At 63.3% G+C, this 18,783-nt stretch carries 21 protein-coding genes; 8 read left to right on the plus strand and 13 right to left on the minus strand.

Going from position 1 to position 18,783, the window contains the following annotated elements:
• Window positions 1–3 precede the first annotated feature (3 nt).
• The gene (locus tag AB4Z44_RS16095) at window positions 4–1,011 is read left to right on the plus strand and encodes a fused MFS/spermidine synthase (protein WP_404710700.1); all 1,008 of its coding nucleotides are present in this window, start codon (window positions 4–6) and stop codon (window positions 1,009–1,011) included.
• A gap of 248 nt (window positions 1,012–1,259) precedes the next feature.
• Here the strand turns inward: AB4Z44_RS16095 and AB4Z44_RS16100 are convergent, their stop codons facing one another.
• From AB4Z44_RS16100 to AB4Z44_RS16130, 7 genes are all read right to left on the minus strand, one after another.
• Window positions 1,260–1,655, minus strand: a complete 396-nt coding sequence (locus AB4Z44_RS16100; RefSeq protein WP_404710701.1) for a DUF6118 family protein — start codon at window positions 1,653–1,655, stop codon at window positions 1,260–1,262.
• 164 nt (window positions 1,656–1,819) lie between these two features.
• The gene (locus AB4Z44_RS16105) at window positions 1,820–2,455 is read right to left on the minus strand and encodes a hypothetical protein (protein WP_404710702.1); all 636 of its coding nucleotides are present in this window, start codon (window positions 2,453–2,455) and stop codon (window positions 1,820–1,822) included.
• A 131-nt stretch (window positions 2,456–2,586) separates the two neighbouring features.
• On the minus strand, window positions 2,587–3,114 hold the full coding sequence (locus tag AB4Z44_RS16110; RefSeq protein ID WP_404710703.1) for a BLUF domain-containing protein: 528 nt from the start codon (window positions 3,112–3,114) through the stop codon (window positions 2,587–2,589).
• Window positions 3,115–3,263: 149 nt separating this feature from the next.
• The gene (locus AB4Z44_RS16115; RefSeq protein WP_404710704.1) at window positions 3,264–4,451 is read right to left on the minus strand and encodes an MFS transporter; all 1,188 of its coding nucleotides are present in this window, start codon (window positions 4,449–4,451) and stop codon (window positions 3,264–3,266) included.
• A gap of 140 nt (window positions 4,452–4,591) precedes the next feature.
• Window positions 4,592–5,254, minus strand: a complete 663-nt coding sequence (locus AB4Z44_RS16120) for an FABP family protein (RefSeq protein WP_404710705.1) — start codon at window positions 5,252–5,254, stop codon at window positions 4,592–4,594.
• Between the two features lie 28 nt (window positions 5,255–5,282).
• Window positions 5,283–5,720, minus strand: a complete 438-nt coding sequence (locus AB4Z44_RS16125; protein WP_404710706.1) for an RrF2 family transcriptional regulator — start codon at window positions 5,718–5,720, stop codon at window positions 5,283–5,285.
• Window positions 5,721–5,771: 51 nt separating this feature from the next.
• Window positions 5,772–6,503 carry an SDR family oxidoreductase gene (locus tag AB4Z44_RS16130; protein WP_404710707.1) on the minus strand — a complete coding sequence of 244 codons (732 nt, stop codon included), beginning with the start codon at window positions 6,501–6,503 and terminating at the stop codon, window positions 5,772–5,774.
• A 411-nt stretch (window positions 6,504–6,914) separates the two neighbouring features.
• Between AB4Z44_RS16130 and ctrA the strand changes: the two genes are divergently transcribed.
• The 4 genes from ctrA to AB4Z44_RS16150 all read left to right on the plus strand — a co-directional run bounded on the left by ctrA (window position 6,915) and on the right by AB4Z44_RS16150 (window position 9,573).
• Window positions 6,915–7,616 carry a response regulator transcription factor CtrA gene (ctrA, locus tag AB4Z44_RS16135; protein ID WP_404710708.1) on the plus strand — a complete coding sequence of 234 codons (702 nt, stop codon included), beginning with the start codon at window positions 6,915–6,917 and terminating at the stop codon, window positions 7,614–7,616.
• 157 nt (window positions 7,617–7,773) lie between these two features.
• Complete coding sequence (locus AB4Z44_RS16140; RefSeq protein ID WP_404710709.1) at window positions 7,774–8,205, plus strand: DUF3574 domain-containing protein; 432 nt, start codon at window positions 7,774–7,776, stop codon at window positions 8,203–8,205.
• A 47-nt stretch (window positions 8,206–8,252) separates the two neighbouring features.
• Window positions 8,253–8,963 (plus strand): NTP transferase domain-containing protein, encoded by a 711-nt coding sequence (locus AB4Z44_RS16145; protein WP_404710710.1) that lies wholly within the window; start codon window positions 8,253–8,255, stop codon window positions 8,961–8,963.
• Window positions 8,964–9,372: 409 nt separating this feature from the next.
• Window positions 9,373–9,573, plus strand: a complete 201-nt coding sequence (locus AB4Z44_RS16150) for a PspC domain-containing protein (RefSeq protein WP_404710711.1) — start codon at window positions 9,373–9,375, stop codon at window positions 9,571–9,573.
• 10 nt (window positions 9,574–9,583) lie between these two features.
• Here the strand turns inward: AB4Z44_RS16150 and AB4Z44_RS16155 are convergent, their stop codons facing one another.
• The 4 genes from AB4Z44_RS16155 to AB4Z44_RS16170 form a co-directional block, all read right to left on the minus strand.
• Window positions 9,584–10,855 carry a dipeptidase gene (locus AB4Z44_RS16155; protein ID WP_404710712.1) on the minus strand — a complete coding sequence of 424 codons (1,272 nt, stop codon included), beginning with the start codon at window positions 10,853–10,855 and terminating at the stop codon, window positions 9,584–9,586.
• Between the two features lie 77 nt (window positions 10,856–10,932).
• Window positions 10,933–11,940: a glycosyltransferase family 4 protein gene (locus AB4Z44_RS16160; RefSeq protein ID WP_404710713.1), complete on the minus strand. Its 1,008-nt coding sequence runs from the start codon at window positions 11,938–11,940 to the stop codon at window positions 10,933–10,935.
• Window positions 11,941–11,948: 8 nt separating this feature from the next.
• The gene (locus tag AB4Z44_RS16165) at window positions 11,949–13,604 is read right to left on the minus strand and encodes an alpha-amylase family glycosyl hydrolase (protein WP_404710714.1); all 1,656 of its coding nucleotides are present in this window, start codon (window positions 13,602–13,604) and stop codon (window positions 11,949–11,951) included.
• Window positions 13,601–14,722, minus strand: coding sequence for a glycosidase (locus tag AB4Z44_RS16170; RefSeq protein WP_404710715.1), 1,122 nt, complete (start codon window positions 14,720–14,722; stop codon window positions 13,601–13,603). The genes AB4Z44_RS16165 and AB4Z44_RS16170 overlap by 4 nt, the downstream gene beginning before the upstream one ends.
• Before the next feature lie 81 nt (window positions 14,723–14,803).
• On the opposite strand from AB4Z44_RS16170, the gene AB4Z44_RS16175 reads away from it, so the two are divergent.
• The 3 genes from AB4Z44_RS16175 to AB4Z44_RS16185 all read left to right on the plus strand — a co-directional run bounded on the left by AB4Z44_RS16175 (window position 14,804) and on the right by AB4Z44_RS16185 (window position 16,107).
• Window positions 14,804–15,007 carry a DUF2945 domain-containing protein gene (locus AB4Z44_RS16175; protein ID WP_404710716.1) on the plus strand — a complete coding sequence of 68 codons (204 nt, stop codon included), beginning with the start codon at window positions 14,804–14,806 and terminating at the stop codon, window positions 15,005–15,007.
• Window positions 15,008–15,099: 92 nt separating this feature from the next.
• Entirely contained in the window at window positions 15,100–15,372 is a 273-nt protein-coding gene (locus tag AB4Z44_RS16180; protein WP_404710717.1) for an SWIB/MDM2 domain-containing protein, read from the plus strand.
• A 282-nt stretch (window positions 15,373–15,654) separates the two neighbouring features.
• A complete protein-coding gene (locus tag AB4Z44_RS16185; RefSeq protein WP_404710718.1) occupies window positions 15,655–16,107 on the plus strand; it encodes a MucR family transcriptional regulator in 453 nt (150 codons plus the stop codon).
• Window positions 16,108–16,165: 58 nt separating this feature from the next.
• Here AB4Z44_RS16185 and AB4Z44_RS16190 read toward each other — a convergent pair whose 3' ends face one another.
• Complete coding sequence (locus AB4Z44_RS16190) at window positions 16,166–16,792, minus strand: flavin reductase family protein (protein WP_404710719.1); 627 nt, start codon at window positions 16,790–16,792, stop codon at window positions 16,166–16,168.
• A complete protein-coding gene (locus AB4Z44_RS16195) occupies window positions 16,789–18,693 on the minus strand; it encodes a prolyl oligopeptidase family serine peptidase (RefSeq protein ID WP_404710720.1) in 1,905 nt (634 codons plus the stop codon). Before AB4Z44_RS16195 ends, AB4Z44_RS16190 begins: the two co-directional genes overlap by 4 nt.
• Window positions 18,694–18,783 lie beyond the last annotated feature (90 nt).

The raw sequence follows: 18,783 nt of genomic DNA on the forward strand, positions 1-18,783 counted from the left end.
GGCATGACCTACCCATTCGACGGAATTGCGATGGCTGAGGCGTCGCGCGTCGGCGATTCCGGATCAGCCGCGTCGGTGCTGCGTCGATCGCAAAGCGACGCGGATGCGGCGCAGTGGCGCCGCGATCACGCCGAGTTGAACCTGTTGCTTGATGCCGCGGCAGCGCTCGACCACGGACGGTTGGCAGTCGTCGAGTGTTTGCGCGAGCATCGCGTGACGCCGACGGACTTTCCCCTTGTGCTCGACGCGCCGTTCGGCATCGACGGGCCGACGCTGGTTGAGCTGGGTGACTTGCGCGCGCTGCTGCTCAGCCCAGCGATGACGCAGAGCGCGATGCGCATCAGCGACCCGGACCGGCTGATCGTCGACTACACGCGCGTCATGATGGGGTTCCTGCTACTGCGCTCAGCGCCCCGGCGCATCGAGATGATCGGACTCGGTGGCGGATCGCTGGCCAAATTCTGTCGTCGCCATCTTCCCACCGCGGCCGTCACCGTTGTCGAGATCGACTCGCGCGTCATTGCGCTGCGCGACCGTTTCGGCGTCCCGCGCGACGACGGTCACTTTCGCGTGATCAACGCCGACGGCGCCGATTTCGTGCGCGAGGATCACGGCCGTCCAGACGTCATCCTGGTCGATGGCTTCGACGCGCGCGGCCAGGCACAGCGCCTGACTTCGCTCGCATTCTACGAGGCCTGCCGCGACCGGCTCGACGACGAGGGCGTGCTGGTCGTCAATCTCTGCGACAATCTGGTTGCCCGCCGGATCGCAAAATCCCGCCTGCGGCGCGTGTTCGGGTCGGGAATTGTCATCGTACCGATCGAGCACGAACAAAACCGGCAGGTCTTCGCATCGAAACATCCCGCCTTTCCGCCGCGTGCCGACCAGCTTCTCGCCGCCGCCGCCGCACTCGGCTCGCGCGACGGCGTCGATTTCCGCAGCCTTGCCAGGCGCCTGGCGAAGCGGCGCAACGCGGTTCGAGCGGAAATTGATCCCATCGAGTCGACTTGATCACTTCGCGTCAATCGGATCGGAAGTTTCACAGCGCTTCTGGATTTGACGAACGCTTGGGCACGCGTAGAACTTAGGCAGTTGGCTCCCATATGACGCCAACGACCGCAGCTGTTGCAACGGTGCCGACCACGATGTTGGTCGCCTTGTCCGTGAATTGATCCGCCGTCGGAACGAATGTCGGCTTTTGGGATCGCAGGATGGTGGCCTGAACGGCCGAGATTGGGGCGCATTCTCGACCGATCGCCTTACTTTGCGATGGGAGCGCCGACCTCAATCCGGCATTTCACGCTATCCTGGGATTTTGCCGCCCGGCTGCGACAATCCTCCAGCACCTCTGCATTATCTTTCACGAGCCGAGCCGCGTCGTCCAACGCGCGCAACCGCGCCGGATCGGCAAGCTGTAACAGCCGCATCCCGGCGTCCCATTCGCCACGCAGGAGCAAGTCTGCCGCCCCCTGCTCCGGCCAGTGCCAACTCCCGAACGCAAATCCCACCACCAGCGCTGTGATCGCCGCCCCGATGATCCAGTGCTTCTGCGCCTCGGCCTTCATCGCGGATGCCACCACGCCGTTGAGCGATTGGATCGCCGCGCCAAGCTCCCGATTGGCGTTACCCCAAGCCTGATGATCGGCCGCGCGCACGCGCTCGCCAGCCTCTGGCTGGCGGGGTCTCCGCTAGATCGTCGATTTAGTTTCCCGGGCCAGAGCCTCGGTCCTGAACCTGGGATAGGCAGCCGTCGAGGATGGCACTGAACTGGCGGCTTTCGGGCGATCGCGAGCTGCGAAGGGTCACAAACGGTTAAGAGTCATCGCAAGCTATCGTCCGGATACGACGGGGCCGAGGTGCGTGCGGACATCACCACGCCGGTCACATCGATTGCATTGTGGAGAAGGAAGGCGAGTTCGCCGTTCTGGCGGAAGAGAGGAATATTCCTTGTCTGCCAATAACGTTCAACGAACGTACCGTGATCGTCACGAATATCGTACCTCTGAATCGCCATTGCGTGGGGTTCGCGTGAATCTCCGGCGATTTTTAGGGATGCAAATAAATTTGCCACTCCGGAGGCTGTCATATCCGTGGGATTATCAGGAAAGATGTCGAACAGGCGCTGGCCCGAGATCCTGCCACCCTGAGTCATCGTTGCGATTTCATATGCGCCATTGACTTCGATTATATGTAAACCAGGGCGCGGATCGATGATGAGGCACGGCGCATCGACTTTCCGCATCTCTGCTTCAAAAATGCGCTCTTCCTGCTTTGCCGTCTCAGACCAACGCGGCGAGGACAGAGCTCCCGTCGCCGAAGCGTCGAGCAAGGCCAATTCGCGCTGCGCATCAGCGAGGAGGCGGCCGAAGTGCTGCCGTTCAGACAGAGGCAAATCGCCATCGTGCAAAATTTCGCGGAATTGCAATATGTTACGAGTAAGAATAAATCTCTTCATCGCGCCGCTCCGCGAATAATCTTATCGTAGTAAAACGGAAACGGATAGGTCTTAACAGCACTTATTGACCGCAGCTTCAGCGGGCGACGATGCAGCCTCTTAAGCCTATCATCGCAGGGTCCGGGTCGCGACTAAAAAGTAGAGGGCTGTTTTCCGGCGGGTATGATCGTTTTGATAAAGCTGATCAGCTCCACAGCCTTACGTGGCGACATGGATCCGTGGCACCGCATAATCGCCGGCTCGATCTGCCGACTCGTGAAACTATCCGGTCCGAAGCACGCCATGCTCCAATGGCGAAAGCTGCGTCCTTCCAAGCCGTTGGGTCCATCCTCGTCGATTTCAACGTGCCGCGCGTCGGCCCTGATACTTCGCATCACGCCGGTGAGAGATCCAATCGGGCCCTCAAGAATTTGAGCGAAAAACACGGGTGTCGCAATCAGGACCCCCGTAAGATCGCATTCCGAGTTTCGCGCAAGCGACGTGTACTGAATATCAGCAAGCTCCTTGGCCAAACCAGAGGCCGGGACCGTACTACGGCTAACGTACAACAGAGATGAAACCACATCGCTCAATTGGAGATCCCTTTCTTCTGATACCATACGGGAGCTTACGGATGTTGGAGCGCTTGCTGAAGCCTCGTTGTAGCGTTGCAGCCGCATTATGCGGTCTCCAAACTGTAATGCCGAAGCGATCGGCGCGCGTCACGGGCCCAAGGAGGCAGCTTTCGGATAGTCGTCCCATGGAATCGGACGGCTGAACGTAAGCGTTTATCCGGTAGGGGCGCATCCGATGCCGGAGCGGGGGCCCGTCAGAGGGCGGCGCGTCGGCGTGCATCCCACAGCGTCATCGCCCAGACACCGAGCCCGGACAGCGCCAGCACGGCGCCGACCGGGCCGGTCGAACTCCAGCCGAGCCCGGCATCGATCGCCAGCCCGCCGGCGAATGGCCCGATCGCGTTGGCGGTGTTGAACGCCGAATGGTTGAGCGCGGCGGCGAGCGCCTGGGCATCGCCGGCCACGTCCATCAATCGGGTCTGGAGCACGCTGCCGAGCGATCCGCCGATGCCGATCGCGAAGACATCGAGCGTGATCCATAATGGATGCGGTGCCGCCAGCGGAAAAAACGCCAAAACCACCGCCGAGAAGAGCAGCAATCCGCCGCCCGTCGGCATCAGCGCTCGATCGGCGAGCCAGGGCACGATCACGTTGCCGAGCGTCATGCCGATCCCGAACACGCACAACACCACCGGCACGAAGCCGGGCGAAACATGGGTCACCTCGACCAGCGTGGTGGCGAGATAGGCATAGACCGAAAACAATCCCCCGAAACCGATCGCGCCAATCGCCAGCGTCAGCCAAACCTGTCCTCGCTTGAGCGCGCCAAGCTCTCGCAACGGGCTGGCGTTCGACGCGGCCCTGTCGCGCGGGGCAAACAGCGCGATCAGGATCATGGTGAGCAGCGCCAGCATCGCCACGATCGCGAAGCCCGATCGCCATCCGATCGCCTGCCCGATCCAGCTTGCCGCCGGAACGCCCAGCACGGTGGCGATCGTCAGCCCCAGCATCACCCGGCCGATCGCTGTGGTCCGCCTGTTGGCAGGCACCAGCGAAGCCGCGACCAGCGCCGCCAGCCCGAAATAGGCGCCGTGCGGCAGGCCGGAAAGGAACCGGAAGGCGAGCATCCAGCCATAAGTCGGCGCCAGGGCCGACAGGCCGTTGCCGAGCGCAAACAACGCCATCAGCGCGAACAATTGCGTCCGTCGCGCGATCCTGGCGCCGATCACCGCCATCAACGGCGCACCGATCACCACGCCGAGGGCGTAGGCCGAAATGACATGGCCCGCAGTCGGCTCGTCGATGCCCAGGCCTTTGGCAAAATAAGGAAGCAGGCTCATCGTCGCGAATTCGGTCGTGCCGATCGCGAAGCCGCCCATCGCCAGCGCGAACATGACGAGGCCGGGATGATGCACGCGCGGTGGCGCGGCGATGTCGCTCATGGTGGCTTTCGGCTGTTGCTGCACCGCAGCATCTAAGGCCGCGGCGCCGATGTGCAAGTCAGTCGGTGCCCATTACGTGCCGCGCGAACCGGGCAGGCTGCTCGTATGACATCGCCGGATCGCTCGCGACCGGCCACTCGTCATCCGGATGCGGCCGCCTTGCGTTTCGCCAGGATCGCCGCCAGCGGGTTGAGCTTGGGCTCCGCGACCTTTCTCAGGGTGTTCTCGTCGCGATGCGAGAACGGCACATCCCGGCCGTGCACCATCAGGACGGTATCGGTGATATAGCTCCAGCTGCCGTCGGGATTATATACGATCTCGATCTGGTAGCTGTCGGTGCGAAACGCATATTCGAGGAAGGCGGTCGAACAGACGCCATAGCCGGTCTCGCCGCGTTTGGCCGATACGGTGAAGCGATCTGCATCGGGCGCCGCCTGGCCGGAAGCGAGCGCCACCTGCCCGCGCGGAATCGCGACCGTCTGCATGACCAGCCCGGTCGCGGGCTCCCACAGCCAATAGCCGACCTGATCATGGAAGGTGATATCCTCTTCCTCGGTCGTGATGTGGATATGGTAACGCAGCCCGTAGAGGAGTTGCGGGCCGTTCGCCTGTGGATCGATCGGATCGAAATCGATCCGCTCGATGAACGTGCGGCGCTCGGGACCGTCCGCCTTGGGGTTCAGATCGACGCCCTTGCGCGCGCGCCAATGCCCCGCCAGCCGCCGCAGCGGGCCGAGATTGGCAAGCGTATCGGGATCGACATCGCTCGGCTCGGTGAAGACATCTTCGGGAAAGGTCGTCATCAAAAACACCCCCTTGCTTGCCGTACCCTCAGGCGTAAGGCGCCGCGCCCTCCGCCCCCTTCTCTGCCGCCGCAGCAAGCGTCGTCCCTTCCAGCACCTTCGCCATGCTCTCGCGCGCGGATGCGAGCACGCGTCGCAGGGTGCAGGTCTCGACATTGCAGTCGGGGCAAGGCCGATAGAAGTTCACGCTTGCACACGGAAACAGCGCGAGCGGCCCCTCACTTGCGCGAATGATCCGGGCGAAGCTGATCTGTTCGGCCGGCAGCGCCAGACGATAGCCGCCGAGCTTGCCGCGCGCGCTATCGACCAAGCCTTCGCGCTTCAGGTCGTTGAGGATCGCCTCGAGGAACTTGCGCGAAACCCCGGTCGATTGCGCGATATTGCCGATGGAGACCGGATCATCATGCTCCACCGTCGCGAGGTGGAGCAGCGCCTTTAGCGCATAACGGCTTCGTTGCGATAACATGACGCGGCCATGTAGGCGCGAAGATCACGAAGCGCCATCGTACGAACGCCCCTATCCGCGCCCTAAATAAGGCTGCGCGATCGGCAGGATCGTCGCAGTGAGCAGATTGGCCTCGAACGGCATCGATGCCATCAGCGCAATCACCTGCGCGGTGGTATCCGCCTCCATCAGCATCGGCCCGGGGGTGCGTGCGGCGGAGTCGGCGGCGAGGTCGCTCATCGTCAATCCCGGATGGACGATCGACGCGGTGATACCGAATTCGCGCCCGTCGAGCGCGAGGCTGCGGGTCATCCCCTCCATCCCATATTTGGAGGTCGCATAGGCGATCGTCTCTGCCCGCGGCATCTGGGCCGAGAGGCTGCCGATATTGATGATCTTCCCGCGCCCGCGCGGTTTCATCACGCGCATCGCTTCACGCGCGCAGAGGAACGCGGCGGTAAGGTTGAGCGCGATCAACTGGTTCCACTCGTCCAGCCCGAGATCGAGCGTCGCCCGGTGCGAAACCATGCCGGCATTGTTGACGAGGATATCGACCTCGCCGAACGCCTCGGCATCGGCGTAGAGGCCAAGCACCTCATCCTCCCTGGTCACATCAGTCGGGCGAGCCAGCACCTCGGCACCCAGCCCGCGCAATTCATCGGCCAGCGCATCGAGCCGATCGGCACGCCGTGCGGCCAGCACCAGCTTCGCCCCCTCACGCGCGAAGCGGCGCGCGACGCCTGCGCCGATGCCCGAACTCGCGCCGGTGATCAGCGCCATTCGCCCGTTCAAGCTGCCCGTCACCGCTCTCGCTCTCCTTGTTCGAGACCCGCATAGCCGTGCGCCCGCGACGCTGCAATTCGCGGCAGCCATGTTGCTGATGGTTAGCGGCCGGCGGCCCGATGCCGCATCGGTGGCCGGATCCGGCAAGGAACCGTCGGGCCGCCACGCCGAGAGGCGACTCGTCTTTACGATTCTGCGTCCGGCGACAAAGATTGGGGTCCGCCCGCAATCCATTCGGTTTGGCGCGAAAAAATTCGGCGGCGCCCCTTTGAGCCATACTTGCGTACGCAAAAAATGTTCACATTAGGGGAATTCCTGAGAGGCATTTAAATCCGCGTTAACCTTTCACCTTCATCTACGTATACGTTAACCACTCATCTTCAGGATTCGGGCGGGGCGACCGATCCAGTACGGAAAAACAGGGGTTTGATCATGCGTGTTTTGTTGATCGAAGACGATCCCACGACCGCCCGCAGTATCGAGTTGATGCTGTCGGCCGAAGGCATCAATGTCTACACGACCGACCTTGGCGAGGAGGGTTTGGACCTCGGCAAGCTGTACGATTACGATCTGATCGCGCTCGATCTCAACCTGCCCGACATGACCGGCTATGACGTGCTCAAGAAGTTGCGCACCAGCCGGGTACAGACACCGGTGCTGATCCTGTCCGGCATTTCGGAGATGGACGCCAAGGTCCGGGCGCTCGGCTTCGGCGCCGACGACTACGTCACCAAGCCGTTCCACCGCGAGGAACTGATCGCGCGCATCCACGCCATCGTCCGCCGTTCGAAGGGCCATTCGCAGTCGGTGATCAAGACCGGCAAGCTTTCGGTCAATCTCGATGCCAAGACGGTCGAGGTCGACAGCGCCCGCGTCCATCTGACCGGCAAGGAATATGCGATGCTGGAGCTGCTGTCGCTCCGCAAGGGCACGACGCTGACCAAGGAGATGTTCCTGAACCATCTCTATGGCGGCATGGACGAACCCGAACTCAAGATCATCGACGTATTCATCTGCAAGCTGCGCAAGAAGCTCAGCCTCGCCTGCGGCGGCGAAAATTATATCGAGACGGTGTGGGGCCGCGGCTATGTCCTGCGCGAACCGAACGAAGCAACGCTGGCCGAGGTCGCCTGAAGAGTTCTCTCCCTGTAACCTAAGATGCCTGCCGCCGTCCTGCTCCCCTCGCAGGACGGCGGTTTTGTGTCTGCTGCCGGATCCGGCCGGTCGCCTTGCCACGCAGCGGGCAATCCATCACCTTGGGGCCCATGCGGAGCTCGCGGGGAGCGGTGGAATGGGTTTACTCAAATGCGCGGGCGGCTTGCTGCTCGCGTCTCTCTGTCTGGCGAGCCCGGTGGCGGCCGGCGTTGCCTCGCCTGCCAGACGCTTCGCCTGCGCCTCGCCCGATGAAGCCTTCATCCGCACGACGCTCTATTTCGGGCTCGGCCAGCGGCTGGGCTGGATCAGCGCGCGCCAATGGCGATCTTTCCTGCGCCACGAGGTGACCGTCCGCTTCCCGCAAGGCTTCACTGTGCTCGACGCGCAGGGCCAGTGGCGCGGCGAGAGCGGCATGATCATGCGCGAACGATCTAAGGTGCTGTTGATCATCCATCGCGACACGCCCGAATCATGGAACGACATCCACGCGCTGATCGCGCTGTATCGCGCGCGTTACGATCAGGAATTGGTTCTGCAGGAAGACGCCGAGGTCTGCGCGACGTTCTAGCGGTGAGTGACTTCCGATGACAGACCTGTACCGCTAGGGCCTTTACGATGAAGGCGATCATCCTAGCAGCCGGCCAGGGCACGCGGCTGCTCCCGTTCACGCGCGACCATCCCAAGTGCCTCGTGCCGGTCGGCGGCAAGGCGATTCTCGATCACCAGCTCGATGCGCTCGCCGCCGCGGGCGTCGAGGATGTGCTGGTGGTCGGCGGCTACCTGATCAAACGGCTGGAACAGCATCTTTCGCAATTGCCCGCGCGGACGCGGCCGGGGCTGATCTGCAACCCCTTCTGGTCGGTCGCGAACAGCATAGGCAGCGTCTGGACCGCGCGCTGGCATCTGGCCGGCCCATTCCTCCTGATGAACGGCGATACGATCCTGGCGACGGACCTGATCGGCGACGCGCTCCGCGCGGCGCAGCCGGGGGTCAACCTGGTGGTCGAGCGTGCGACGACATTCGCGCTCGACGATATGCGGGTCGCGGTGTCGGACGGGCGGATCAGCCGCGTCGGCAAGGATCTGGACGACGCGGCGTCCGGGCATCGCTCGCTCGGGATGATCATCGCGACCGGGGGTGGCGGTGCCGAATATGCGGATGCGCTCGATGCGGTGATCTGCGCACAGGGTGGCGCGCAGCGCTTCCACCACGCGGTGATCGATCATCTCGCGGTGAACGGCCAGGTCAGCGCGATCGAAACAGGATCGCCGACCTGGATCGAGATCGACCGACCCGAGGATATCGAGCGGTGGCAGGCGCGCTGAAGCGGCGGTGAACCGCGGAGATGATATTGTCGGATTGAACGCTTTTGAGTGTGCGTAACCGGACAGTCCGAACGTTGGCCACTCGCGCGATCAAAAATCCGCCACTCTACGGCGAAATTCCCGATCTCTTGGTAAATCTCACAGCCGAAACGACCAGCCTACCCTTGATCCGCCTCGTAACGGCATTTGGCACGCTCCCTGCATTTCTTTGAGCATCGCCGGAATGGTCCGGTGACCAAAAATCAGGGAACTTCAAAATGGCCAATCTTTCGTCTTCGCTGCTGACCCAGGTCGGTGTCGGCTTCGTCTCTTTCCTCATCAGCGCGGCGTGCATCGTTTCGGCTGCCGGCCCCGTCCGCCTGGTTGGTTGATCGCATTGCGTTCCCCACATCAGGAGAGGATCGGGACCATGCGGATCCGGGACTATCAAGACAGGGCGCCGGGCAGTGGCAAGCTGCTCGGCACCTGCGCCGCCCTCGAGGATCGCACCGGTGTGCCGGCGATCGCCTGGCGGATCGGCGTGATCGCCGCTCTGTTCTGCGTTTCTTTCAAACTGACGATCGTGGCCTACTGCCTGACCGCGCTCGTCCTGCGGCTGTCGCGGCGCTGATCCGGTCGGGCTATTTGGCCTGATCGAGCGCCGCGATGGTGGCGGTAGCCGGCAACTCGTTCTTCATCGACGCCGCGACCTTTTCCGCCGCTTCCATCACGCGCAGCACGTTGCCGCCCGCCAGCTTGGCGGCATCGGCGTCGCTCCAGCCACGCCGCAGCATCTCGCCGATCAAAGCCGGATAGGTCGAAACGTCGCCCAGCCCCTCGGGCAGTTCGTTGCCGACACCGTCGAAATCCGATCCGATGCCGACATGATCGACACCCGCCACCTTGGCGATATGATCGATATGATCGGCCACCATCGCCAGCGTGACCTTGGGCGCGGGATGCGCCTTGTCCCACGCCGCCATCGCCGCCGCCGCGCGCTCGGGCTGGCCGATATAGAGGCCGCCGAACGGTGGCGCGTTGTAGCGCCCCTTCTCGGCATTGCGATCGGCCGACCAGCGACGATAATCGTCCGAGACATAGGCCAGCGCGTAATTGACCATCACGACGCCGCCATTCCTGGCAACCATCTTCAACACCTCGTCCGAGACGTCGCGCGGCGTATCGTCGAGGGCGCGGGCGGACGAGTGCGAGAAGATCACCGGCGCCTTCGAGACGCGCAGCGCATCCTTCATCACATTCTCGTTCACATGGGCCAGATCGACCAGCATGCCGATCCGGTTGAGCTCATGCACCACGGCCTTGCCGAACGGCGTGAGCCCGCCATGTTTGGGATTGTCGGTGGCGCTGTCCGCCCAGTCGATCGTCTTGCTGTGGGTGAGTGTCAGATAGCCGGCGCCGAGGATCTTGTAGGCGCGCAGCACGGCGAAACGCTCGTCGATCTGACCGCCGCCCTCGACCCCCATCATCGACGCGATCTTGCCGGCCTTATGGATACGCCGCACATCGGCTGCGGTGGTGGCGAGTTCGAACGTATCGGGATAGCGCGCGACGATATTGCGGATGAGATCGATCTCCTCCAGCGTCTCGATCACCTGATCTTCCTCGGGCTGGTTGGCCGAGACGTAGACCGACCAGAATTGTCCACCGACCATGCCCTTGCGCAGCATGGCGATGTCGGTGTTGTAGCCTTTTTTCGCGAGCTCCTTCGTCAGGTCGAGCGTCCAGCGCCCCTCGCCCTCCTTGCCGCGCAGCGTTTCGGCCCAATCGTTGTGGCCATCGATCAGCGGCGTCGCCTTCAGAATCTTCGCGACACGCGCTTCGATCGTATCGGGCGGCGTGGCGGCGAACGCCGAGGTGGAGAGAAAGGCGGCGGCGAGGAGGATTTTGCGCATTGCAGCACGATAGCCGCACGCGACGGGGCCGCAACAATTTCCTGACGACTAATCCTTCTCTCGTCAGACGAGGATCTTCATGCGAGGATCCTCCGGTACAAATCCATATATCGCTCCGCCATCCGCTCGACCGTGAAACGCGCCTCCACCGCACGACGGCACGCCGCGCGATCGATCTCGCCGATCCGTCCGATCGCCTCGACCGCTTCGTCGAATGTCTCGACCAGGAAGCCGGTGACGCCATGATCAATCAGTTCGGGCATCGATCCGCGATTGTAAGCGATTACCGGCGTGCCGCAGGCCATCGCCTCGATCACCGAAAGTCCGAACGGCTCCTCGAAGCCGATCAGGTGGAGCAGGGCCTTGGCGCCGCCCAGCGCCTGCGTGCGCCGCGCACCGCCGACCGGGCCGAGATAAATGATCTGATCGCCATCGATATGCGGCTCGACCTCGCGCGCATGATAGCCCTCATCCTGGATGATTCCCGCCATCACCAGCCGGTCGCCGGTCGCCTGCGCCGCCTTGATCGCGTCCGCGGCCCCCTTGTCCGGGTGGATGCGGCCAAAGAAGAGCAGATCGTCGCTGCCGACAGGATCGAACGGGAAATCCTCGATCGGGATGCCGTGGTGGATGGTGTCGGCATAAGCGAGGCTCGGGTGGCGATCGGCATCGCTGATCGCGACATAATGGACGATATCGTCATAGCGCTTGAACACCGGCACGATCCGCTCGGACGAGAAACCGTGGATCGTGGTGACGAGCGGCGTCTGGACCAGCCGCGAAAACGTCAGCGGCACGAAATCCGCCTGGTTGTGGATGATGTCGAACTCGCCGGCATGTTCGAACACATGGCTGACGTGCAGCATCTCCATCACCTTGGCATCGAGGCTGCGATCCTCCGAATAGCCCGCCGGCACGACCGCAGCGAGCGTGCCGGCCGTCTCGCTGTCGGCGGTGGCGAACAAAGTAACGTCGACACCCTTCGCGATGAGCGCCTCGGTGAGGAGCGAGGTGACCAATTCCCACGGGCCATAATGGCGCGGCGGCGTGCGCCAGGAGATCGGGGCGAGCATGGCAATGCGCATATGTGGGGTCAGTCCTGTGCGTGGAGGATGAGGCCCTCGTTGGGGCCTATAACCTTCAGAGTTGGAGAATATGGATCCCCACCTTCGCGGGGATGACGCAGTGTGGAGAAAAGTGGCTGGAACGTTCCGTCGAGGGCAGGCATTCGCTGCATCTCGCCACCCAAATTCAAAACTATTGCGACCCGCTCGTTGCTATTCACTCGTTCGTAGGCGAGCACATCACCCTCGGCCTCGATCAAGCGCACGTCACCGATCGAAAGCACCTCGTGAGCCCGCCGGAGCCGCAGCAGTTCGCGATACAGCGCCAGCATCGAGCCCGCATCCTCGCGCTCCACCGCGACATTCCGGGTCGGCCAGTCAGAATTGAGCGGCAACCACGGTTCACCGGTGGTGAAACCGGCATTCGCGGACGTATCCCACGGCATCGGCGTGCGCACCGGATCGCGGCCGAAACCGAGCCCCGGCTCGCGCAGTTCGCGCGGATCCTGCACTTTGGCTGGCGGGATCTCGACCGGACCAATCCCCAGTTCATCGCCATAATAAAGGGTCGGGGTGCCGCGCAGGGTCAACAGGAGCATCGCCGCCACCCGCGCCTGTGCCACGCCCACCCGCGCGGCGATGCGCGGGCGATCATGGTTGCCGAGCACCCAATTGGGCCAGCCGCCAGGGGGCAAGGCCGCCTCATAGTCCGCGATCATCCGGTGAAGCGCGCGCGCGTCCCACGGCGCCTCGATCAGCTGGAAGTTAAAGGGCAGATGCACGCCCTCCCGATCCTTGCCGTAATACGCCATCAGCCGTTCGATCGGCAGGTAGATCTCCCCCACCAGCACGCGTTCGCGCCCCTTTGCGCTATAGGCATCCGCCAGCGCGCGCATCTCGGCGGCGATGGCGAACACCTCGGGCTGGTCGGTCGAGTGGAGCTGGAGCACCTTATGCATGTCGGCCATGCCGGGATGCCAGTGCGGATTGGCCGGATTGTCCGGAAAATCCGCCGCCTTGATCATGTGCCACAGGATATCGACGCGGAAACCATCGACCCCCTTGTCGAACCAGAAGCGCATCGCATCCAGCATCGCCGCCTTGAGGCCGGGATTGCGCCAGTTGAGATCGGGCTGCTCTACTAGCATGGCGTGGTAATAATATTGGCCGGTGGCGGCATCCCATTGCCACGCCGATCCGCCGAAATCGCTGATCCAGTTGTTGGGCGGGCCGCCATCGGGCGCGGGATCGCGCCATATATACCAGTCGCGCTTCGGGTTATCGCGCGATGCCCGGCTTTCGAGAAACCAGGGATGCCGATCCGACGAATGGTTTGGCACGAAATCGAGCAGCAACCGCAAACCCCGATCGTGCGCGGCGGCGAGCAGGCGATCGAAATCGGCCATCGTACCGAACATCGGATGGACGCCGATATAATCGGACACGTCGTAGCCAAAATCGACCATCGGCGACGGATAGATCGGCGAGATCCATAGCGCATCGACACCGAGTGCGACCAGATGGTCGAGCCGGCGCTCGATGCCCGCGAGATCGCCGATCCCGTCCCCGTTCGTGTCCTGAAACGAGCGGGGATAGATCTGGTAGATCACCCCGGCCTGCCACCATGCGGGATCGGCGATCCCTGTCGCCCGCTCGGGACGAACGGCATTCGGGGCGGACGTCATGAGAAACGCGTCTTCGGAATATGCGTGATCCGGCAGGCCAGATCCGCCTCGCCGCTCGCGATCACATAATGATCGCCTGCATCCGCCACCCCGGTCGTGAACACCACCTCGGTCGGCAAATACAGCTGGTGCGCGATCGGGGCGGTCAGTGCCGGGTTGGCTTCCATCAGCGGCACTTCGTCCTCCAGGCGCAACACGCGCCAGGGTTCGTCGCGATCGAGCAACGCCCAGAAGCTGCGATAGACACCCACTTTCGCGCGCGTCTCGACGCCATGGTAGATCATCAGCCAGCCCGCTTCGGTCAGGATCGGCTGGCTGCCGCCGCCCAGCTTCGTCGAGGCGATCGATCCCTTGCGCGGACGCAGAAAAGGATAGTCGACCGGCCTCCAGTGGAGTGCGTCCGGCGATTGGGCGAGGTTGATGGACGGGCCGCCGAGATGTGGATCATCGGCAGGATAAGCGAAATAAAGCTCACCCAACGGACGGGTGAGCGCCATGAATTTATTGCCGACCTTGCCCTCGAACAGGATCATGTCCTTGTTCTGGTGATCGAGCACCACGCCCTGCAGCGTGTAATCGAGCCCGTTGGTGGAGGTGTGGAGGGTGGTGCAATGCCGCTCGGCCGAGACCGCGCAGGTGGTCATGTACCAGATGTCGCCGACCTCGGTGATACGCGCATCCTCGATCCCATAATGTTCGAATGGAGCGGTCGGCGCGATCGCCTTTTCGTAATGGACCGCGACGATGCTGCGCCCGTCGGCATCGAGCTCGACCGGGAGCAGCCAGGAGAGCGACGTCAGGGCAAGCTGGCGGTACGCGCTGCCGCTGACGTCGAACTGGCGCGGATCGCTCATGTTGACCCCAGCCAGCAGATGCGCGTCGAGCACATAGCCCGCTTCGGTCCAGCGGATCGCGCGGACATGATCCCCCGCGATCGGCTCCTTCAACGCCTCCGCCACCCGCACCATCAGCAGCAGGTTGCCGTTCGGCAAACGCGTGAGCCCCGGATTGAAAGCCCCCAGCACGTAGGTCGGCGCGTCGAGCGAGGCCCTGAGCGGCGAGCGCGCGAGATCGACATCGTCGGGGGTGAAGATCAGGTAATCGTCCGTCTGGTTCATTCCGTCCCCGCAATGCCGCTTCGCCGCAACCAATTCCCGTCGGCGCGATTGGGTCCCTGCACGATACGAAGGAGATGGGACATGAGCGCGCTGCACAAGGGTGACAAGGTCAGCTGGAAGAGCCATGGCGGAACTGCGCACGGTGTGGTCGAGGCGAAACTGACCAGCCCGACCCGCATCAAAAGCCACAAGGTGGCGGCCTCTAACGCCAATCCGGAGTATCTTGTCCGCACGAAGGAGGGCAAAAAGGCCGCTCACAAGCCCTCAGCCCTTGCCAAGGACTGATTTCCCCTCTCTGTTGGGCCTTGCCAAACGCAGGTGCTAGCGGAATAGCGGCACACGCCTTGGAGAGGGGGCGACTTAGGAGGATATCAAATATGGCAAAAGCAGCAACAACAGCACCAAAAACCGGTGGCATCCACGCTCCCGTCAAGCCTTCAGCCGAACTGAGCGCAATTGTTGGCGCCGGCCCGATGCCGCGCAGCGAGATCGTCAGCAAGCTGTGGGACTATATCAAGAAGAACGGTCTGCAGGACAGCAAGGACAAGCGCCAGATCAACGCGGACGACAAGCTGGAGAAGATCTTCGGCAAGAAGAGCGTCAGCATGTTCGAGATGAACAAGCACGTCTCGGCGCACGTTACCAAGTAAGCAACTCTCGTTCGGGCGGTGACGGCTTGAAGGCCGCGCCGCCCGAATTGCATCGGGCGCGCCCAACGAGCGCAGCGACGCCGCCCCACCCATAATCGATACGGTAACCTGTTAGCGGACGGTGGTGCTGGCCGGGAGACGGGTGCGTCCCGTTACCAATATTTCGCACCGCGAACATTTTGATGGCTCGGCACGGCGCGGCGCGGGTTTTGGTTAGAAAAAGCTCGCACCTCCTGAAACAATCTGCTATTCATTTCGGACCTATTGTCCAAGAGGACATCTATGTCTGAAGATAACGATAACGAACTTTTGTCGCTGACCACAGAGATCGTGGCGGCGCATGTGGCCCATAATCGGGTGGCAGTTGGAGAATTACCCGATCTGATCGGGAAGGTTCATGCTGCATTGGCGGGACTTGGCAGCGTCCCGGAGCCGGTGGCACCGGCCGAACAAAAACCGGCGGTTTCGGTCCGGTCTTCGGTCAAGGCAGATCACATCGTCTGTCTCGAAGACGGCAAGAAACTGACGATGCTCAAGCGCTATTTGCAAACCAACTATGGCATGTCGCCCCAGCAATATCGCGCCAAGTGGAAGCTGCCGGCCGACTACCCGATGGTCGCGCCCAACTATGCCGAAAAGCGCCGCACACTTGCCAAGGCGATCGGCCTCGGCCGCAAGAAGGCACCGGAGGCTCCGCCACCCAAGCCGACGCGGCGCCGCACCGCCAAGGCGTAAGGCACCAACCTCGTCATTCCTGCGGGGGCGGGGATGACGGGATCGGCGTTCCTCAGGCCTAAGCCGGCCGGCGCATCTGGAATTTGGCCGCTTCGGTAATTTCGAAATAATCCGCCGGCCCGCCGCCGCGCGTGATCGGTCGCGCCGCCGCAGTCTGATAAACGCCATCGACGATCACATTTTCGTCGAGATGGATCGCCACCACCTCCCCGATCACGAACCAATTGTTCATGTCGACGCCGGCGGCCGTGCGCAGCCGGACGATATCGCTGACGCGGCATTCGAAGGCGGCCGGGCTTTCGAGCACCAGGGGGGCTGCGACCACCTGTCCCTCGATCGCGGCAATTCCCGCCAGCTCGATCTCGTCGACATGCGGCGGCACCATCGCGCTGGTCGCGTTCATCCGCTCGGCAAGGCGACGCGTCGCGAGGTTCCAGGTGAACACGCCGGTGGCCTCGACATTGGCGAGCGTGTCCTTGCGCCCCTCGCTCGAGAACCCGATCGTCGGTGGGCGATAGGCGAGTGCGTTGAAGAAGCTGTAGGGGGCGAGATTGGCAATGCCGTCCGCCGATCGGGTCCCGATCCAGCCGATCGGGCGCGGTGCCACGATCGCGTTGAAGGGATCGTGCGCGAGGCGGTGCCCTTCGGCGGGCCGATAGCTATGCTTGCCCTCGAACGGTGTCATGGGCGGTGCACTCCCAGCCATTTGTCGAACCAGCCGATCATGCGGGTCTCCCGATCGAGCAGATGCTCGGGTTTGCGGATGCCATGGCCCTCATCCTGATAGATGACGAGTTCGGTCGGAACCCCCATCGCCTTCAGGGCATGCCAATATTCGAGGCTCTGCGCGGGCGGACATTCGACATCGCGTTCGCCGACATAGAGCAACGTCGGCGTCTTCGCGCCCTTGACGTAGCGGATCGGCGACAATTTGTCGTAGATCGCAGGGTCGTCATAAGCCGAGGCGCCGAAGAAGGGGATCATCCACTGATCGATCCCGTTCTGGCCATAATAAGAGATCCAGTTGGCGATGCCCGCCCCCGCCACCGCACCCTTGAAGCGGTTTGTCGCGGTGACCGCCCACATCGTCATGAACCCGCCATAGCTGTGGCCGTAGATACCGAGCCGTGCATCGTCGATCGGCGCCTTTTTCTCGACCGCGTCGATCCCGGCGAGGATGTCGCGCAGATCGCCGCCGCCGAAATCGCGGACGTTGGCCATGGTGAAGGCCTCGCCCTGGCCAAAGCTGCCGCGCGGATTGGGGAGGAATATCCAATAGCCATTGCGGCTGAGCAGATCGGGCTCGTCGCCCCACGGGAAGCGGGGGGTGCTGGCCGAGGATGGCCCGCCATGGACGATCGTGATCATCGGTTGTTTCGATGTCGCCACCGCGCCCGCGGGCCGCAGCAGCCAGCCCTGCACATTCAGCGCGTCATTGGTCCAATGGATGTCCTGCGCCGCGACACCCGATAGCAAAGCGTCGTTGTCATGCGTGATCGGGCGCCCCTTGCCGAGCGGGCCGAAGGCGATGCGCGGCGCGCTGGTGAAGCTTTCGACCACATACGCGGCCTTCGAGGCAGTGCGATCGGGCGCAACGACGACTTCGGTCCGGCCTCCCATCGTATCGGGCGCGACCGATGCGACCACTTTGCCGGTAGCGGGATCGATCGTCGCCACTCCGGTCGATCCGCCCTGCGTCACGCCGGCGATCAACCGCGGCCCGTTCCAGATCAGCGAGGTGAAGGTCGCCTTGTAGCCCGGCGTCAGATTGACCGCTTCGCTGCCGCCCAGGCCGACCGTGTAGATGTCGCCACCCGAGACCGGATAGTCGCTCATGAGCCCGCCGATGAACGCGACCGTCCGCCCATCGGGCGAGATGCGCGGCCAGTTCATCTGCATTTTCGGCGCGGCGATGACGCGCATCGCGCCATCGATCGGGAAGGCGCGCAGGCTCGCCACCCACCATCGATTGTCGCCATTGCCCTCGGCCGCGGTGCCGACGAAGCCCTTGCCGTCGGGGGTCCAATCATATTCGTAGACGAAGGTCCCTGCCGGCGAGATCAGCCGATACTCCCCGCCGGATGTCGGCACGATCGCGATCCGCTTGCTGTCTTCCTTGTCGCCGATCACCCCCACCTGGCGCGCGCCCGGCTGGGTCGCCCCAGTCTCCTTGGTCGCGTCAGGCGTGGCGAGGAAGGCGATCGTACCGCCGTCGGGCGACCAGCGCGGCGCGGCGGCAAGCCCCTTGAGGCTCGCGACCTTGCGATTCTGCCCGTCCGCCAGCACGTAGAGGGTGGCGACGCCCCCGCCGCTCGCGACATAGGCAAGGCTCCTGCCATCGGGCGACCACGCCGGACCAGCATAGTTGCAGGACGTGCAAGGATCGTAACGCGCGGTTATCCGGCCTGCGGTATCGCGGATGACGAGCACGCCATGTCGCGCGACCGGCGCGCCTTTCACCTGCTCGCTATCGATCGTCGCGATCCGCTTCCCCGCAGGATCGAGCGCGATGCCGGCATATCTGACCAGAACCGGGGCGGGAGGCGCTGCCGCAAGCGCGGCGGCAGCGACGAAGGTGAGGTGCATAGGATACTCGCACAGGGACAATTGCCTTCCTTGCAACCGACCGGCAACACAGGCAACCCGAGAAGATTGCTGGGCCCCGCCCGCCGGTTT

It is taken from the genome of Sphingomonas sp. MMS24-J13 (assembly GCF_044905095.1).
Classification (GTDB): Bacteria; Pseudomonadota; Alphaproteobacteria; order Sphingomonadales; family Sphingomonadaceae; genus Sphingomonas_I.

Excerpts from the sequence above, each read along its gene's own strand:
- AB4Z44_RS16170 (WP_404710715.1), bottom strand. The coding sequence starts at position 14,722 with ATGAACCAGACGGACGATTACCTGATCTTCACCCCCGACGATGTCGAT.
- AB4Z44_RS16185 (WP_404710718.1), top strand. The coding sequence starts at position 15,655 with ATGTCTGAAGATAACGATAACGAACTTTTGTCGCTGACCACAGAGATC.
- AB4Z44_RS16110 (WP_404710703.1), bottom strand. The coding sequence starts at position 3,114 with ATGCGGCTGCAACGCTACAACGAGGCTTCAGCAAGCGCTCCAACATCC.
- AB4Z44_RS16105 (WP_404710702.1), bottom strand. The coding sequence starts at position 2,455 with ATGAAGAGATTTATTCTTACTCGTAACATATTGCAATTCCGCGAAATT.
- AB4Z44_RS16120 (WP_404710705.1), bottom strand. The coding sequence starts at position 5,254 with ATGACGACCTTTCCCGAAGATGTCTTCACCGAGCCGAGCGATGTCGAT.
- AB4Z44_RS16175 (WP_404710716.1), top strand. The coding sequence starts at position 14,804 with ATGAGCGCGCTGCACAAGGGTGACAAGGTCAGCTGGAAGAGCCATGGC.
- AB4Z44_RS16115 (WP_404710704.1), bottom strand. The coding sequence starts at position 4,451 with ATGAGCGACATCGCCGCGCCACCGCGCGTGCATCATCCCGGCCTCGTC.
- AB4Z44_RS16125 (WP_404710706.1), bottom strand. The coding sequence starts at position 5,720 with ATGTTATCGCAACGAAGCCGTTATGCGCTAAAGGCGCTGCTCCACCTC.
- AB4Z44_RS16160 (WP_404710713.1), bottom strand. The coding sequence starts at position 11,940 with ATGCGCATTGCCATGCTCGCCCCGATCTCCTGGCGCACGCCGCCGCGC.
- ctrA (WP_404710708.1), top strand. The coding sequence starts at position 6,915 with ATGCGTGTTTTGTTGATCGAAGACGATCCCACGACCGCCCGCAGTATC.
- AB4Z44_RS16145 (WP_404710710.1), top strand. The coding sequence starts at position 8,253 with ATGAAGGCGATCATCCTAGCAGCCGGCCAGGGCACGCGGCTGCTCCCG.
- AB4Z44_RS16165 (WP_404710714.1), bottom strand. The coding sequence starts at position 13,604 with ATGACGTCCGCCCCGAATGCCGTTCGTCCCGAGCGGGCGACAGGGATC.
- AB4Z44_RS16140 (WP_404710709.1), top strand. The coding sequence starts at position 7,774 with ATGGGTTTACTCAAATGCGCGGGCGGCTTGCTGCTCGCGTCTCTCTGT.
- AB4Z44_RS16095 (WP_404710700.1), top strand. The coding sequence starts at position 4 with ATGACCTACCCATTCGACGGAATTGCGATGGCTGAGGCGTCGCGCGTC.
- AB4Z44_RS16180 (WP_404710717.1), top strand. The coding sequence starts at position 15,100 with ATGGCAAAAGCAGCAACAACAGCACCAAAAACCGGTGGCATCCACGCT.
- AB4Z44_RS16190 (WP_404710719.1), bottom strand. The coding sequence starts at position 16,792 with ATGACACCGTTCGAGGGCAAGCATAGCTATCGGCCCGCCGAAGGGCAC.
- AB4Z44_RS16195 (WP_404710720.1), bottom strand. The coding sequence starts at position 18,693 with ATGCACCTCACCTTCGTCGCTGCCGCCGCGCTTGCGGCAGCGCCTCCC.
- AB4Z44_RS16150 (WP_404710711.1), top strand. The coding sequence starts at position 9,373 with ATGCGGATCCGGGACTATCAAGACAGGGCGCCGGGCAGTGGCAAGCTG.
- AB4Z44_RS16155 (WP_404710712.1), bottom strand. The coding sequence starts at position 10,855 with ATGCGCAAAATCCTCCTCGCCGCCGCCTTTCTCTCCACCTCGGCGTTC.